Origin of the sequence: Guptibacillus hwajinpoensis (genome assembly GCF_001039475.1) — a bacterium.
In the GTDB taxonomy this organism is placed as follows: Bacteria; Bacillota; Bacilli; order Bacillales; family Guptibacillaceae; genus Guptibacillus; species Guptibacillus hwajinpoensis.
Genome location: NZ_LELK01000004.1, coordinates 1,054,613 through 1,070,767 on the forward strand (window position 1 = coordinate 1,054,613; position 16,155 = coordinate 1,070,767).

Consider the following 16,155-nt stretch of genomic DNA (forward strand, 5'->3'; position numbering starts at 1 on the left):
TATGAGCTAACATAGCCAACAATAAAGAACCTCACCTTATTACTACGAAGGGTGAAGTTTTGTGATTTCAAAGGATCGAGAGCCAGATTTTATTGGTAGATCTCTATATTCGTAATCTTATAATAGCCATCTTCATCAATCACGATAACATAATCTTTAATCCGTTCGTACACGCTCCATTCACCTGCAGCGTTCATAAAGTCAAAAACCTCGAAGGTGCTGACAATGGCATAATCTGCTTGGATGTCAATATTCGTTACTTCATTTGAGGTGAAGTCGAAGACCATTCCCTGACCGGTTATTTCATCAATGTAGTCAGCCATTTCATAATAGACCTGGCTGTCATCTAGCAGCATATCTTCAATATAACTAAAGTCCTCATTTTGCAATGCGACTTCATAGTCTCCTCGGAAATTGAGGATAAAGTCAGATAAACTCGCTTCATCATACGCAATATCATAAGCTTCTTCTTCGGAATAGTCACCTTCTAAACCATCATCGTAGTCATATTCATCATAAAAATCAAATGTGCTAGCTACTTCATTCTCAGTCATCGGTGACGTCGACCAACTAGTTAAGAGATCAGCCATCGTGTACATTGGTATTGAGAATGCAATCGAGTCATCGCTAATTAACAAGGCTGAATTGATACCGATCACTTTTCCTGTTTTCCCATCCAACAACGGTCCTCCACTGCTTCCAGGTGAGACTTGGGCATCAATTTGATACACATTTTCGTATTGGAATTCTGAAACAACTGATCGATCGAGACCCGTTAGGTATCCAATGGATGCTGTATTCTCCAACCCTTGGGGGCTTCCGAGTGCTATAACTTCTGTACCAATGTCTGATACATTCATTTCCAGTGCTAAAGGAGTTGTTCCCGCTAGATCCTTGATTTCAATTAGCGCAACATCATATTGATTTGATATGCCAATAACCTTCCCGTTCATTTCTTGGCCGTTTTGGTCTTTCACAAGAACATCAATGTAGCCTGCCACAACATGGGCATTCGTCACAACAGTACCATTTTTCTGAAACAAAAACCCAGAACCTTGACCATCTGTTGTTCGGATTGTATACACTTTGGATTGTGCATCTTGTATAATTTCTTTCTTATCTTTTTGAGTGAATGTAGAAGCGGGAGGTGCTTTCTGGTCGGTTGTATTCTTTTTCTGTTCAGCATTTGCAGAAGTGTTTGTTTTCCTATCTTTTTCAACTTTTGATTGTTCTTCCGATTTAGTAGAGTCAGCGTCACTTTCAACTTGAATAGGAAGTGTTTCTGTAACGGCAGTTTCACCAATTTGTTCTTTATCAAGAACGATAAAATAAAATAATCCTCCGCTCATCAGGAGAAAGGTAAAAATGATACCGGCCAACCACCATCGGTTGTTCTTCTGTTTACTTGTATAAGAGTGACCACATTGGATGCAGAACAGTGCATTTTCTATGTTTTTTGTCCCGCAATTTGGACAGAACATATGAAACCCTCCTCTTATAATCCTTTAGGTCATTATACCTCATTCCTAAGTGTGAAGGGCATCTAAAAAAGAATAATATGGAAAATAACTTTGTTGAGAATCAAAATAAGAGCATGACTCCAATCTCTTGGATGTCATGCTATTTTACGTTTTTATACAGATGTATTCTGCCCTTGCTTTAAGAAGGGACTTACATCTTCTCCTTTTACATTCAAGAAGATATTGATCACGAACAGAATGACACTCAATACGAGTATGTTAGGGAATATAATTAGAAGAAACATTAGCGAAGTATTGCCTACTAGAAAGAAAGATAACCCAATCATAAATAAGGGTAGTGAAATGTTATAAAGCCAAAAATGAAGTTTTGCTAACAGCGTTTCGGAAGCTTTTGGGAATAGAAGATATATGATTCCGAACATGCCCATGGATGCCCATCCTAACAGGTTAATATGAGCGTGTGCACCAGACAAACTGTGGTCTTTTATAATTTCCATCAATAACCCCATACTAACTCCGATTAGAAAATAAAGAGCTGCCAATTTTAGAAATAGAATCCCAACTTTCATAGTGTATCCCCCTCTTTATATTTTTTCTAGAACGTTTAAGTATATTGAGCAATATCAATGAATATGACGGTCTTAGCAGGTGTTTTTGTTATTAAGCATAAAAAAAGACCTGGCAGTCATCCCAAGTCCATCTTGTGAGAGTTGTTATTGAATCAGCCTGGAAATGTCCGGTGATTCTATCTAGCTGCAACTTTAATCGTAAACGAGGGAAACTGAGCTTTTTCAGCATACGATGCAGCTTCATCAAACGTGCTGAAGCAAACATCTAACGTGGTACGAACACCGTTGTCTCCAATTACCGTGATCACCCACACAACGATCATCTCCAATTTCATTATTACTTATTCTATGCTCCAAGTACTTTAATGTTTGGTGATTTTCGCTAAAATTATACGTGGACTGATAAAAAATTTACGCTCCGTATTCTTATAGCATTAACCCAGTGTTTTTCGATTGACCAGAGCAACATATGGTAAAATGTGAAAAGACTAGTGCGAAAAGATGAATACGCTCGCCTTAATACGGAATAGAAGGAACGGAGTACATGGATATAAAAGTAAACAACAAAATCATTAAAGAAATGTGCGGTACCCTTTCCTTCAAAAGAGGGGAAGCTTATTATCGTTCGGATAAAGTGAAATTTGATGAATACAATGAGAACTCTTGTGACGCTACAGTTTTTGGAACGGAAGAGTTTCACGTATCTATTGTGAAAGATAGAAATGGGGGTTTTCGGGGGGAATGTAGCTGTCCTTCATTAGCTAATTTTCAAAAGGATTGTCAGCATATTGCTGCTGTTCTATTAGCGATTTATGATCATGAACAAAAAGGAACGAATAGTCGATTGCAGCAAACGAATGGCGGAGATCTTACAAAAGGGTTCATGACGATTTTCAATGACAAACCGACTCAAGCGAGTGGCCATCATCGCTATTTCGAAAAACGAGCTGTACTGGATATTTCGTTTACATGTAAAGCATTATCTGTAGGAAACGGACAGTATATGCTTGGACTTGAAGTAGCACTTAAAAGCACCAATGTACTTCATATTCGAGACTTTCTTCTTGGTGTTAATGAAGGAGAACCGATTAGACTATCTTCTGAATTTACATATGATCCTGATCTTCATTGCTTTTCAACGAAGACAGATGCGATCATTCAGCATCTCATTCGTGTGGTACATGATGAAGAATCATTACTAGAATCGATGTCGCATACAACCGGTTATAAAGGCACGAATCAAACTCTAATTATTCCCCCATCCTCTTGGAAGAGGCTTGTTCCTTTGCTTATAGATTCATCTGCGAAGCTAGAGTATAATGAACGCCTTTTCGATCACTTACGAGTTGTGGAGGGGGCACCGCCTATCCAGTTTCTATTGGATGAGACGAGTCAGGATAACTTCCAATTAACGGTCAAAGGCTTTGAGGGTATGCTTGTTTTGAACTCATATCGTTCGGTTCTATGCGACGGTCAAGTCTTCCAATTGGATGGAGAAGACTGTGATCGATTATTCGAACTCAAGCAAATGCTTCCATTTCTTGATACGAATCACATACCGATTCCTAGTAAGGATATTACTTATTTTCTCCAAAAAATTGTTCCTGATCTGAAAAAGATTGGACATGTTGAACTATCGAGGGCGGTAAATCAGCGATTCTTCAAAACACCTCTTAAGGCAAGGTTGTATCTCGATCGCTTACGAAACCGTCTCCTTGCTGGACTTGAGTTTCATTATGAAGGAGTCGTGATTCAACCGCTTGAAAGCAGAGATGTTCCCACCGGTCCAATGATAATAAGAGATATTGCAAAAGAACAGGAGATCCTGGAGCTTTTGGATGAAAGTGGGTTCTCGAAGACGGATGGCGGATATTATATGCAGAATGAAGCACTTGAGTATGAATTTCTCTATCATGTTGTTCCAAAGCTTCAGAAATTGGTTCAACTGTATGCGACGACAGCTATTCGAAATCGCCTTGTGAGAAAAGAGACTCACCCCGCTATAAGGGTCAAACATAAGAAAAGAGAACGAACAAATTGGTTGGAATTCAAATTTGAAATGGACGGTATTTCTGACAATCAAATTCGTGACATTTTAGTGGCATTGGAAGAGAAAAGGAAATATTATCGTCTTCGAAACGGGTCTCTCCTGTCGCTCGAGACGACGGAAATGGAAGAAATTCACCGATTTTTAACTACTGTACCGATTCAAGATGAGAATTTTGAAGCAAAGTGGAATTTACCAGTTTCAAAAAGTCTCCATCTTCTTAGTTCCATTGATGATAGCGAGGTGTTCACGGCTGAGAAGTCGTTTCGACAGTTTCTTGATCATCTACTTCATCCAGGTAAGTTAGATTTTGAAGTGCCAGCGGAATTAGACCCTATCCTGCGTGATTATCAAAAACAAGGATACAAGTGGATGAAAACCCTCGCTAGTTATGGATTTGGTGGTGTACTAGCAGATGATATGGGGCTTGGTAAAACACTGCAAAGCATCACGTATATTGTTTCAGAACTTTCATCTATTCGAGAGCAGAAGAAACCAGTTCTCATCGTCTGCCCGTCATCTCTTACGTATAACTGGCTAAATGAAATGAAAAAGTTTGCTCCGAATTTGAAAGCGATTGTCATAGATGGAAATCAATCGAAACGAGAAAATCTAATACAGAATAGCGAAGCAATGGATGTGATGATTACGTCGTATCCACTGCTTCGTCGAGATAGTAAATGGTATGAGAATCAATCGTTCCACACAGTGTTTTTTGATGAAGCTCAAGCCTTCAAAAATCCTGCGACCCAAACAGCTCGTACTGTTAAAAAGATTCAAGCTGATCATCGGTTTGGACTTACAGGGACACCAGTTGAGAATGCCATTGAAGAACTCTGGTCCATTTTTCATGTTGTTTTCCCGCAGCTCTTCCAGGGCTTAAGAGAATACAGCCACCTTACAAGGAAAACGATTGCCAGAAGAGTTCGACCTTTCTTGCTTCGTCGAATGAAAGAGGATGTACTTGCTGAGCTTCCTAAAAAAATGGAGTCGCTTGAGTTAACCGAGCTTTTACCTGAACAAAAGAAGCTCTATGCAGCTTATTTAGCGAAGTTACGAACGGATACGTTAAAGCACCTCGACAGAAACACCATTCGAAAGAATCGTATTAAAATCCTAGCTGGAATAACACGATTAAGACAAATTTGTTGTCATCCTTCATTGTTTGTAGATGGTTATCAAGGAAGCTCAGCGAAATTCCAACAGCTGCTACACATTCTAGATGAATCAAGACGTACGGGTAGAAGAGTCTTGATCTTCTCCCAATTCACAAAAATGCTTAAGCTGATCGGAAAAGAGTTAGCAATGCAAGGTCAACCGTATTTCTACCTTGACGGTGAAACGGCCGCAGAGAAGCGAGTGGAAATCTGCAATCGATTCAATGAAGGTGAGAGAGAGTTGTTTCTCATTTCTTTAAAAGCTGGAGGGACTGGACTTAACTTAACAGGTGCAGATACGGTCATTCTGTATGATCTTTGGTGGAATCCGGCAGTTGAAGAGCAAGCAGCGGATCGCACGCATCGAATTGGACAGGAGAAGGTTGTGAACGTGATTAAGCTCGTTGCGCGTGGAACCATTGAGGAAAAAATGAATGAGCTCCAAGACAAAAAAAGAGAGCTGATTGCAGACATTATTGATTCAGAAGAACAAGCATCAACAACCCTAACAGAAGAGGATATCCGTGAGATATTGATGGAATGAATATAAAGATTTTAAGGGACTATTTTGGGTTGTAGTAGTGACTGGTTGGTTATGTAAAAGACCTGTCCGCAGTGAGGACAGGTACTTTTTTTCATATTTGATTTTCTGTTCCCCATAAATGCATCTGCTCGAGTATAGGCATCAAGGTTTTCCCTCTTTCGGTCATACTGTATTCTACCTTTGGTGGAATGGTGTCGTATTGGGTGCGATTAATGAAACCATCCTCTTCCATTTCTTTTAGCTGTTGAGTCATTACTTTGTGAGTTACGCCGGGAAGTAATTTGCGCAATTCACTATATCTAAGCGTTCCTTCAACTCCTAAATGCCATAAAATAACCGTCTTCCATTTACCTCCGATTTTCTTCAGCGTATATTCGATTGAACATTTCAGTTTACCGTTCTCATCTACAGGAGAATTCATATTGGTTCGACTCCTTACTTACCTTTTGGATAGTATCGCACAAAAAAGTGCGTTCTTACATGGTCTAATAATTCTAAGTATAATGAAGCTGTGTTAGAAGATAGTAATAATCAAGGAGGAGTTCAAAACTATGTTAACATATCCAAGAAGTTTTTCTCATATTGGACTGTCCGTTCCAAATTTAGAAGAAGCGGTTAAATTCTATACGGATGTATTTGGTTGGTATGTTTTGATGGAGCCATCTGAAGTTAAAAATGATGATACTCCGATTGGTCAAATGTGCCGTGACGTCTTTGGGAACGATTGGGATTCATTTAGAATTGCCCACATATCAACAGGAGATAAAATTGGGGTAGAATTGTTTGAGTTCCCTGAAAACGAAAAGCCAGAAAACAACTTTGAATACTGGAAAACTGGAATCTTCCACTTCTGTATCCAGGACCCTGATATTGAAGGCATCGTAGAGAAAATCAAGCAGCATGGCGGAAAGCAGCGTATGCCAATCCGTGAATACTATCCTGATGAAAAGCCATTTAAAATGGTTTATGTAGAGGATCCATTTGGTAACATTTTTGAGATCTATACGCATAGCTACGAGTTAACTTATTCTGAAGGTGCTTATTAAAAATATTAGGTTTTAAAAGTTTAATCAAACCAACCATATGATAAAACGCTTAGTTTTTAAACTAAGCGTTTTTTTTCGTTGAAATCAATATATTACGAATAAAATTCTTCAATCTTTGGAAAAAAGTTTTTTCTAGAATACTGTAAAACACCTGAGTTGTAGTACAGGTTTTTTAAAACAAAATAAATATGTATTAAAATTTCCTTTAAAAAGGATTGAAAACGCTTTAATAGGGTGTTAGTATGTTGTTAAACATAACAATTTGTAATACAAATAATATTCAGAAATTAATTTGTAGTACAAGGAGGACCGTATGAGTCAAGAAAATAGTGCAACTGAAAAAGTATATGAATACATCATGGAGAAAATTGTTTCAAATGAATGGAAATCAAAAACGAGGATTACATCCGAAATCCAGTTAGCTTCTGATCTTAATGTTAGCAGGATTTCAGTACGCCATGCATTGGAAAAACTAGTAGCTTTGGGAATTCTAGAAAAGAAACGTGGTTCAGGAACGGTAGTCAACGAAATCAAGCCCTCTATGTTACTGAAAAATTTAGTGCCAATTATTACGCTAAGTGAGAACGATGTGAAAGATATTCTCGAATTTAGAATTCAGTTTGAATATGGCAATATAAAGATGTTTATGAAGAATTGTGGTCAAGAAGAAATTAACAAGTTAAAAAATCACTATGAAGACATGAAACTTAATTATGACAATCCCGAAAAATACTATCTATATGATTTTTATTTTCATCAAGAGATTGCGATTGGAACGAAAAATCCAATTGTGATAAGTATCAATGAAATTCTACAGAGCATTTTAAAATACAACATGAAGCAACTTTATCATGATGTTGGTCCAGATATCGCACTTCATTATCACGAGCAAATACTAAAGGCTATTGAGAAAGGAGATACGGAAATGGCTTCCTTGCTCATGGTGAGACATTTGGAAGAAGCTCTAGAAAACCTTGTTGAGTGAGAAAAGTGAAATGAAAGTATTTACTACTTATTAAATAAAAAATAATACGTGGAGGGTTAAAATGAAAAATTATCTTAGCTCATTATTTTTATTACTGGTAGCATTTTCTTTAACTGCTTGTGGAAGCGAAGGGTCATCTTCATCAGCAGATGAAGTAAAAACAATCAAAGTTGGTCATGGAGCAAGCGAATCATATCACATGAATCGAGCTTGGTTGAAATTTGAGGAAGTCTTAGAAGAAGAAGGAGACTTTGAAGTTGAAATTTATCCATCATCTCAGTTTGGAAATGATGCTGAGATGATTGAAAACGTAAAGACAGGTGATTTAACGATTGCTACTCCACCTTCATCTTTCTTAACAGATGAGGCGCCTAGTATGGCTTTAATTGAACTACCATATGTGTTTCCTACTAGAGAAGCTGCATTGAGTACGCTTTCGGGTGAATGGGGACAGGCGCAATTAACTGAACTAGAAGATGATGGTTTGTATGGTATGGGATATCTTGAAAATGGATTAAGACATATTACAAATAGTAAGTTACCAATTAGAAAACCAGAAGATTTAAATGGACTAAAACTAAGAACTATGGAAGTTCCGGCACATGTATATTTGTGGAATGATCTTGGAGCAACAGCAGAAGGAGCACCTTTTGCAGAATTGTATAACAATCTCAGCACAGGACGTTTTGATGGTCAGGAAAATCCAGTTGCTCATATTTATTCTCAAAAATTCTACGAAGTTCAATCTTACTTAAGTTTGACTGGTCATGTATACACAACATATGTTCCAGTTATGAATATTGATTTTTGGAACAGTTTAGACGAAGAGGAACAGCAAAAAATTGATTCAGCGTATCAAGCTGCACAGGAGTACCAGTTGCAATTGATTGCGGATGAAGAAAGTGAACAGCTGAAAGAAATTAAAAATAATACCGAGTTTCCTACAGAGGTTATTGAATTGAATGATTCAGAGAAGCAAGCGTTTATAAAGGCTGCTCAACCTACACTTGATCATTATCGGGATGAATTGGGATCTGAGGAATTCGATAAATTTATTGAAAGCATAAAAAACAGTACAAAATAAAACACTTAAGCTATTTATATAGCAGGTAAATAAATTTATTTGTTATATAGAGAGAGGTGAAGAAAAGACGTGGCAACGCTTAACTGGCTTAATGAGAATATAGAACGGTTTTTGTCCATTGTTCTCTTCATGTTGTTTAGTTTTCTGATGATATTAAATGTTTTAATGTTGTACATTACTCAAAGTGCAATAGCCTGGGCTTCAGAAGCTGTTTTAACTATTTTTGTATTCTTCGTTTGGATTGGGATTAGTTACGCTTTTAAAGAAAGAAAACATATTAGAGTAACTGCACTTACAGAGTTCTTGCCAGTAAAGTGGCGAAAAATCTTAGAAGTAATCGTAAGCATTATGATTATTTTATTCTTTTGCCTATTGATTAAGGTTGGAATCGATTGGATGAGTGAACCTTCTGTACAAAACAAGACTTCTTTGCTGCTCAAATACCCAATGTGGCTATTCTATTTTTCTGCTCCATTAGGAGCTGCGCTATCTACAGTTAGAATTGTTCAAAATACATTCGAAGACATACGATCATTGAGAAGTGAGTAGTAGAGGAGGGGAAAGATGGAAGCGCTTTTATTATTTGGTTTATTGTTCTTTCTAATTGCGATTGGTGTACCTATAGCGATTTCGTTAGGTATGAGCTCCGTTATCGTTATTATGTTGTTCGATACAACGACGCTAATGTTTCAAGCACGATCTATTGTAACATCCATAAACTCTTATCCTTTACTTGCGGTACCTCTATTCATTTTAGCTGGAGATTTAATGTATTCTGGAGGGCTTTCGAAAAGAATAATAGCTTTTGTTGATTCATTGGTAGGTCATTTCAGGGGAGGGTTAGCTTATGTGAATGTCCTAGCTTCTACATTTTTTGCTGCTATTTCAGGGTCTTCACCTGCTACTGTTGCAGCTATAGGCTCGAACATGATTCCAGAAATGGAAAAACGAGAATATTCGAAGGAGTATAGCACATCTTTAACGGCTGCTTCAGGGATGATCGGCGTTATGATACCACCAAGTATTCCATTTATTATGTATGGAATATCAGCGGAGCAATCCGTTAGTGCGTTATTTATTGCTGGAGTGATACCTGGACTATTGTTTGCGGTTGGTTTCATGATGACAGCTTATATTCTATATATCAAATCAGGATTCGTTACCGTATCAGGAGCCCTATCGTTAACAACTACTGTTCACACGTTCAAAAAAGCTTTTTGGGCATTGTTGGCACCAGTGATTATCCTTGGCGGGATATATGGAGGAATATTTTCACCTACAGAAGCTGCTGCGGTAGCTGTATTCTATTCACTTATTGTTGGAATTTTTATTTATCGAGACTTGAAAATTAGAGATATTCCTAATGTGTTTGCAAAGTCCGCTTTAACGACTGGGACAGTTCTTTCGTTAGTCGTGTTTGCATCAACTTTTGGTCGTATTCTAGCGTTAGAACAAGTACCTACTAATCTAGCAAACTTCTTAACAAACATATCAGATAACCCGATCATAATCCTATTGTTAATTAACATATTCTTGTTATTTGTCGGTATGTTTATGGAAACAATTGCTTCCATTATTATCTTAACTCCTATTTTGTTACCAGTAGTTATGCAATTAGGTATAGATCCAGTTCTATTTGGTGTCATCTTAACGGTTAATTTGGCCATCGGATTTTGTACTCCTCCACTGGGGGTTAACCTATTTGTGGCCAGTGGTATTAGCGGTCTCTCGATTGAAAAATTATCGAGAGCGATACTACCATATTTTGTGATAATGATTGTTCTGTTATTACTTATTTCCTATGTACCTTCAATATCACTTTATTTGCCAGATCTATTGATAGGAAAGTAAAAAAAGAATTGGAGAGAAAAAGATGCCAAATTACAAAGTATATGTAAGCGATTATGACTATTCAGACCTTAGTATTGAAAAAGAAGTATTAGAACCAATTGGAGCTGAGGTAATTGGACTGCAATGCAAAACCGGTATTAATCTGGCTGAAATGGCTAAGGATGCGGATGCCATTATTCAACAATACGCCAAAATTTCTAGGGAGACGATTGAACAGTTGAATAAATGTAAAGTGATCGCTCGCTATGGAATAGGAGTAGATATTCTAGATGTGGAAGCTGCATATGAAAATGGAATGATTGTCACAAACGTATCAGATTATTGTATTGATGAAGTAGCAGATCATTCAATTTCAATGGCATTTACTTTAATACGGTCTATCCCTGCTTATAATAAGGCAACCCACGAGGGGAAATGGCATTGGAATGATTGGAACTCGCCAGTTCATCGAATGAGAGAAATGTCATTTGGTTTAATTGGATTTGGTCGGATTGCTCAAAACATTGCTAGAAAACTTTTGCCTTTTGGATTTGAAATACTCGTTTACGATCCATATGTTTCTGAAAGTTATATGGCTACGTTTGGGGTCCAAAAAGTAACGTTAGAGGAACTACTTAAACGTTCACATGTAGTAGATGTTATGTGCCCGTATACTCCTCAAACCCATCACTTAATTAATGAAGAAGCTTTGGAAATAATGAAAAATGACGCCATTCTAATTAATTGTGCACGAGGTAAAGTAGTAGATAACAAGGCTTTGTATAAAGCATTAAAAGAAGGAAAGATAGCTGCAGCTGGTTTAGATGATACAGAAGAAGAGCCAGCCAAGGTAGATGGATGGAGTCCGGAAATGAACCCGTTGTTTAAACTTGAAAATTGCATTATAACGCCACACTCTGCTTATATATCTCAGTCTTCATTAAATGAAGCAAGGCGAACGGCAGCAGAGAATGTTAAAGCAGTTTTACTCGGTCAGAGTCCACCCAACATCGTCATGCCTAAAAAAAAGGCGAATTTGCAAAATGCGTAAAGAGGATATAAAATCGCTTATTTCAGAAAAGAAAATGATTGCTATCTTGAGAAATGTTTCTGAAGACAAAATCATTCCTACAGTAGAGGCGCTTATTGAAGGGGGAGTTTCTCTTCTAGAAGTTACATTTGACCATAATCATTCCAACTATATAACAAATACATCGGATAAGATTAGGGGAATTAAGGAAGCGTTTGGTGAGGATGTTCAAGTAGGTGCGGGTACTGTACTGACACCTGAAGAAGTAGTAGAAGCCGTCAAAGCTGGTGCTGAATTTATCATCTCTCCGAATGTTGATGAAAAAGTTATTGAAAAAACGATTGAACTTGGAAAGATATCGATACCTGGAGCTTTAACACCGACAGAAGCTGTGATTGCAGATCGTCATGGTGCTGATTACATTAAGCTGTTTCCGGCTGGAGAATTAGGTCACGATTTTATAAAGGCTTTTATGGGTCCACTAAATCATCTCGCTTTTCTTGCGGTTGGTGGAATTTCACCAACTAACATTCAAAGGTATTTAAATACTGGTATAACTGGGGTGGGCGTTGGTGGAAGTTTAGTACTAGCACACGCAATTGAAAAAAATGATTATAGGAAAATTACAGAAGTAGCAAAATTATTCAATTCTAATATTTATCAATTTGGAGGGAACACATATGAAAAAAGTAATTAATACTAGACCAGCAATTGATGAGAAACGTATCGCACCTTTTCGTGAAATGGAAGATGTTTTATCTTTATCTTGTGTCGTTGGAGATGCAATGGAGCGAAGTAACGTAATGCGTCATGATATGAAACCAAAAGCAGCAAATAAAAAAATTATTGGGCCAGCTATTACAGTTAAATTAACAGCAGGCGATATAGTAGATTGCCTGGAGGTATTTGAACTTGCCCAGCCTGGAGATGTAATTGTTATTGATGCTTTTGGAGAAACTGAGACGTCGATCTGGGGAGGTTTGATGTCTGGACTGGCTAGGAATGCGGGTGTTGTTGGAGCAGTTATTGATGGAAGTTGTCGAGATACTGATGAATCTACTATGTTAGGATTTCCAATAACTGCGAAAGTATCAGGACCACGAGCAGCCCATACCGCATACTCAGGGCGCAAAGAACCAATTTCTATTAATGTTCCAGTTTCATGCGGAGGAATTATTGTGAATCCAGGAGATCTTATTGTTGCAGATGAGATTGGTGTCTCAGTTGTTCCTTATGAAGAGTTAGAAGAAGTTTATCCTATTGCTCGTGAACAAGCTGATAAAGAAATTGCTACACGTGAAGAGATATTGAATGGAGCAACTGTAGAAGAATTGTTAAATAAATTTGGACGTATTTAAGAACTATGTATACCATTACATTAGATTCTGGAACCACTAACACCAGAGCAACCTTATGGCAAAGTGGAAAGGTTATTAATACTAGAAAAAGAGAAATTGGTGTGAAGAATACTGCTGTTGATGGGAATAATAGTCGATTAAAAGCAGCCGTTAAAGAAGTAATACAGGAAGTCATGCAAGAAACAGGCGTACTGTTGGAAGAGATAGACTATATTTTGGCTTCAGGTATGATTACATCTAATTTAGGGATTGTTGAAGTTCCTCACTTAATTACTCCCGTCACGAGCGAAGATCTTACTCAAGGTATTATGAGAAAGAGAGTCTCTGAAATTATAGAAAAAGATATATGGTTTATTCCTGGTATTAAAAATAATGTGAAAGACATATCGATTGAAAATTGTGAAGAAATGGATGTTATGCGAGGAGAAGAAGTTGAAACGGTTGGTTTAATTAATCGAATAAACCTTCAAGGACCGGCGTTGATTATACTTCCAGGCTCGCATTCCAAATTCGTCTCTATTAATGAAGAAAATGAAATTACTGGTTGTTGTACTTCTCTAGCTGGTGAAATGATCTCAGTAATTACTCATAATACAATTATAGCAAATTCTGTACGAAAGTCTTTTGTAGAGCAATTTAATAAGAGGTTTGCTGTCAAAGGCTTTGAGCAATGTATGCGAACGGGACTGAATCGAACATTATTTACTATTAGAATATTAGACCAATCTACAGATTCTACCACGAATGAAATGGCAAATTTTTTATTGGGTGCAGTTCTCGCAACTGATCTAGTTGCTATTAAAAATAGTAGTACACTATCTGTCAATAGGAATACAAAAGTTGTTGTTGCGGGGAAAGAAATCCTGCGTGATGCTTTTACAACATTACTTTATCATGATGATTATTTCACTGAAATAGAGAAAGTGGAAAATGATGATTTAAAGGATCTTGCAGGATATGGCTCCATTTGTTTGGTGAACAGAGAAGACTTTAATATCAGGGATTAATATTTTCGTTTTGTTATTTGAATTGAGTGAATCTACTAGAGTGAAAATACCTAATTGAAAAGGATGTAGTATTTTGAAAATCATTGATATTAAAACCTATATTCTTAGTAATCAACTTCAACAACCTTTTGCCTATTCTCAAGGGTGGGTTACCCACCGTTCAACGACAGTAGTGGAAGTTGTGACAGATTTAGGATTAAGTGGATGGGGAGAGACGTTTTCGGTTGGATTGCAGACCCCTGAAATTGCAGCCTCTATTATTGAATCAACTTTCAAACCATTGCTGATGGGAGAGGATCCAACTAATACAGAGGTTCTATGGCATAAAATGTATCATCATACACGTGACTATGGAAGAAAGGGAGTAGTCATTGGAGCGATTAGTGCTATTGATATCGCACTATGGGACATCCATGGTAAGGTAACAAATCAGCCTATATATAAATTGTTAGGTGGTGCATTTCGAGAGAAGATACAAGCTTATGCAACTGGGTTTTTCCGAACCAAAGGACAAGGTGAAGCGAAGGAAATGGCAAATGAAGCAATGAAACATGCTTCAGACGGCTTTGATCTTATGAAAGTTAAGATTGGATTTGGCATACAAGATGATTTAGATGTAATCAATGGAGTGAGAAACGCAATTGGTGATAAAATTACTTTAATGATCGATGCAAATCATGCCTATAGTGCAGTTGATGCAGTGAGATTAGGTTTATCACTAGAAAAAATGGACCTAAGATGGTTTGAAGAACCTGTGGTTCCTGAGAGTATTCGAGCATATCAAGAAGTAAAGAGAAAACTGTCAATTCCTATAGCTGGTGGTGAAGCTGAATATACAGTTTTCGGATTTAAAAATTTATTAGAGAATAATGCAATTGATATAGCTCAACCTGATGTTTGTCTAGTTGGTGGGTTTACAGCTTGTAAACATATAATGGCTCTGGCGTATGCATATGGAGTAGAAGTGAATCCACATGTTTGGGGAACTGCTATTGGGCAATATGCGTCATTACATCTTCTTGCAGCCACTCCTGTTTCCAACCATTCTCTATTTGCTCAACAACCAGTTTTTGAATATGATACTTCTATGCATCCATTTCGCACTGAATTAGTTGAACAACCGATTGAGCATAAAAATGGTTGGGTAGATGTACCTCAAGGTTCAGGACTAGGAATAAAAATCAATAGAAGTTTTGTTGAGAATAAAGGAAAGCTTGTGACGATATAGAATGGCTGTAGGTGCTTATTAAGATACGAGAGTATTTCTATATCGTAATAAAGCCCCTTCTTGCTCCGTGAGAGCAGAAGGGGCTTTTTTGATTGATATTCTTGTTGAAAAGCAAGCAAGAAGAGCTGCTGCAACACCTCTTCTCAAGGGACGATCAACGATGAGACACGCGACAATTACGGACACACCAGCTCATTACAGTTACTTTATCATGAGCTGAGAATGTCCGTCTACTTACGAAGGGGGACGGTTTCGTATGTGGAAGAGTTTGGAATTTGTTTATTGGGTACCTAATGTTAGCAGTGGAATTGTTGTTTCGTAGCATCCACAGAAAACAGATTGGACCTTTGAAGCTAACAAGCGATACGCTAAGTATGCAAAAAAAGCGGGTTATGATCTCGAATTATTACAAACACGTTTTTTTGCAAGTTATGGGGATGAGAATCAGCTTCTTGCGTCTACTTTAGCCGCGGTAACATAAACATTTTAGATCAGTCAGTAGTACACCTGGACTATGTTAACGGCCTGATTATGCCATAGCGATTGATACTACACCAACAAGTGATACAAATGATGTACTAATGACTGGAGAAGGTGTAGCAACAGGGGCTCTGTCTATTCCGTCACGATACACTCATACGCCACATGAAGTCGTCGATTTAAACGATTTGAAGAATTCTAGCGATTTATTGCTTCAATTTATTTCGACACTAGATCAATTAAAAGGATACTTAATAGGGGGTGGAGGTTGTTCTAATGCTTTAGCGTAGCAGTAGGCAGTCTCCTTTT

General features: G+C 37.5%; 17 protein-coding genes and 1 pseudogene. 14 read left to right on the forward strand and 4 right to left on the reverse strand.

Features of this window, described 5'->3' with window-relative positions; all coding sequences use genetic code 11:
- Positions 1-89: 89 nt before the first annotated feature.
- The 3 genes from AB986_RS15330 to AB986_RS22455 form a co-directional block, all read right to left on the reverse strand.
- Complete coding sequence (locus tag AB986_RS15330) at positions 90-1,481, reverse strand: trypsin-like peptidase domain-containing protein (RefSeq protein WP_048312111.1); 1,392 nt, start codon at positions 1,479-1,481, stop codon at positions 90-92.
- Positions 1,482-1,633: 152 nt separating this feature from the next.
- Positions 1,634-2,050 carry a cytochrome-c oxidase gene (locus tag AB986_RS15335; RefSeq protein WP_048312113.1) on the reverse strand — a complete coding sequence of 139 codons (417 nt, stop codon included), beginning with the start codon at positions 2,048-2,050 and terminating at the stop codon, positions 1,634-1,636.
- A gap of 176 nt (positions 2,051-2,226) precedes the next feature.
- Entirely contained in the window at positions 2,227-2,385 is a 159-nt protein-coding gene (locus tag AB986_RS22455; protein WP_161797391.1) for a hypothetical protein, read from the reverse strand.
- A gap of 209 nt (positions 2,386-2,594) precedes the next feature.
- Here AB986_RS22455 and AB986_RS15340 point away from each other — a divergent pair, with 209 nt between their 5' ends.
- Positions 2,595-5,798, forward strand: coding sequence for a DEAD/DEAH box helicase (locus tag AB986_RS15340; protein WP_048312115.1), 3,204 nt, complete (start codon positions 2,595-2,597; stop codon positions 5,796-5,798).
- Between the two features lie 91 nt (positions 5,799-5,889).
- On the opposite strand, the gene AB986_RS15345 is transcribed toward AB986_RS15340, so the two are convergent.
- Complete coding sequence (locus AB986_RS15345) at positions 5,890-6,219, reverse strand: winged helix-turn-helix transcriptional regulator (protein WP_048312117.1); 330 nt, start codon at positions 6,217-6,219, stop codon at positions 5,890-5,892.
- A gap of 130 nt (positions 6,220-6,349) precedes the next feature.
- On the opposite strand from AB986_RS15345, the gene AB986_RS15350 reads away from it, so the two are divergent.
- From AB986_RS15350 to AB986_RS21855, 13 genes and pseudogenes are all read left to right on the forward strand, one after another.
- Positions 6,350-6,844: a lactoylglutathione lyase family protein gene (locus tag AB986_RS15350; protein ID WP_048312118.1), complete on the forward strand. Its 495-nt coding sequence runs from the start codon at positions 6,350-6,352 to the stop codon at positions 6,842-6,844.
- Between the two features lie 313 nt (positions 6,845-7,157).
- Positions 7,158-7,829: a FadR/GntR family transcriptional regulator gene (locus AB986_RS15355; RefSeq protein ID WP_048312119.1), complete on the forward strand. Its 672-nt coding sequence runs from the start codon at positions 7,158-7,160 to the stop codon at positions 7,827-7,829.
- A gap of 61 nt (positions 7,830-7,890) precedes the next feature.
- Positions 7,891-8,913 (forward strand): TRAP transporter substrate-binding protein, encoded by a 1,023-nt coding sequence (locus AB986_RS15360; RefSeq protein WP_048312121.1) that lies wholly within the window; start codon positions 7,891-7,893, stop codon positions 8,911-8,913.
- A gap of 69 nt (positions 8,914-8,982) precedes the next feature.
- Positions 8,983-9,462: a TRAP transporter small permease gene (locus AB986_RS15365; RefSeq protein WP_048312122.1), complete on the forward strand. Its 480-nt coding sequence runs from the start codon at positions 8,983-8,985 to the stop codon at positions 9,460-9,462.
- A gap of 15 nt (positions 9,463-9,477) precedes the next feature.
- The gene (locus tag AB986_RS15370; protein WP_048312123.1) at positions 9,478-10,764 is read left to right on the forward strand and encodes a TRAP transporter large permease; all 1,287 of its coding nucleotides are present in this window, start codon (positions 9,478-9,480) and stop codon (positions 10,762-10,764) included.
- Between the two features lie 22 nt (positions 10,765-10,786).
- On the forward strand, positions 10,787-11,794 hold the full coding sequence (locus AB986_RS15375; protein WP_048312125.1) for a C-terminal binding protein: 1,008 nt from the start codon (positions 10,787-10,789) through the stop codon (positions 11,792-11,794).
- Positions 11,787-12,470, forward strand: a complete 684-nt coding sequence (locus tag AB986_RS15380; RefSeq protein WP_048312126.1) for a bifunctional 4-hydroxy-2-oxoglutarate aldolase/2-dehydro-3-deoxy-phosphogluconate aldolase — start codon at positions 11,787-11,789, stop codon at positions 12,468-12,470. Before AB986_RS15375 ends, AB986_RS15380 begins: the two co-directional genes overlap by 8 nt.
- On the forward strand, positions 12,454-13,131 hold the full coding sequence (locus AB986_RS15385) for an RraA family protein (RefSeq protein WP_048312128.1): 678 nt from the start codon (positions 12,454-12,456) through the stop codon (positions 13,129-13,131). The genes AB986_RS15380 and AB986_RS15385 overlap by 17 nt, the downstream gene beginning before the upstream one ends.
- Before the next feature lie 5 nt (positions 13,132-13,136).
- A complete protein-coding gene (locus AB986_RS15390) occupies positions 13,137-14,138 on the forward strand; it encodes a 2-dehydro-3-deoxygalactonokinase (protein WP_048312130.1) in 1,002 nt (333 codons plus the stop codon).
- A 73-nt stretch (positions 14,139-14,211) separates the two neighbouring features.
- Positions 14,212-15,366 (forward strand): mandelate racemase/muconate lactonizing enzyme family protein, encoded by a 1,155-nt coding sequence (locus AB986_RS15395; protein WP_048312132.1) that lies wholly within the window; start codon positions 14,212-14,214, stop codon positions 15,364-15,366.
- Between the two features lie 88 nt (positions 15,367-15,454).
- Positions 15,455-15,586, forward strand: a complete 132-nt coding sequence (locus AB986_RS22870) for a hypothetical protein (protein WP_269082703.1) — start codon at positions 15,455-15,457, stop codon at positions 15,584-15,586.
- 36 nt (positions 15,587-15,622) lie between these two features.
- Positions 15,623-15,838 (forward strand): annotated as a pseudogene (locus AB986_RS22750) (dimethylsulfone monooxygenase SfnG); the annotation flags it as partial.
- Positions 15,839-15,908: 70 nt separating this feature from the next.
- Entirely contained in the window at positions 15,909-16,136 is a 228-nt protein-coding gene (locus AB986_RS21855; protein WP_269082708.1) for a hypothetical protein, read from the forward strand.
- Positions 16,137-16,155: the final 19 nt, after the last annotated feature.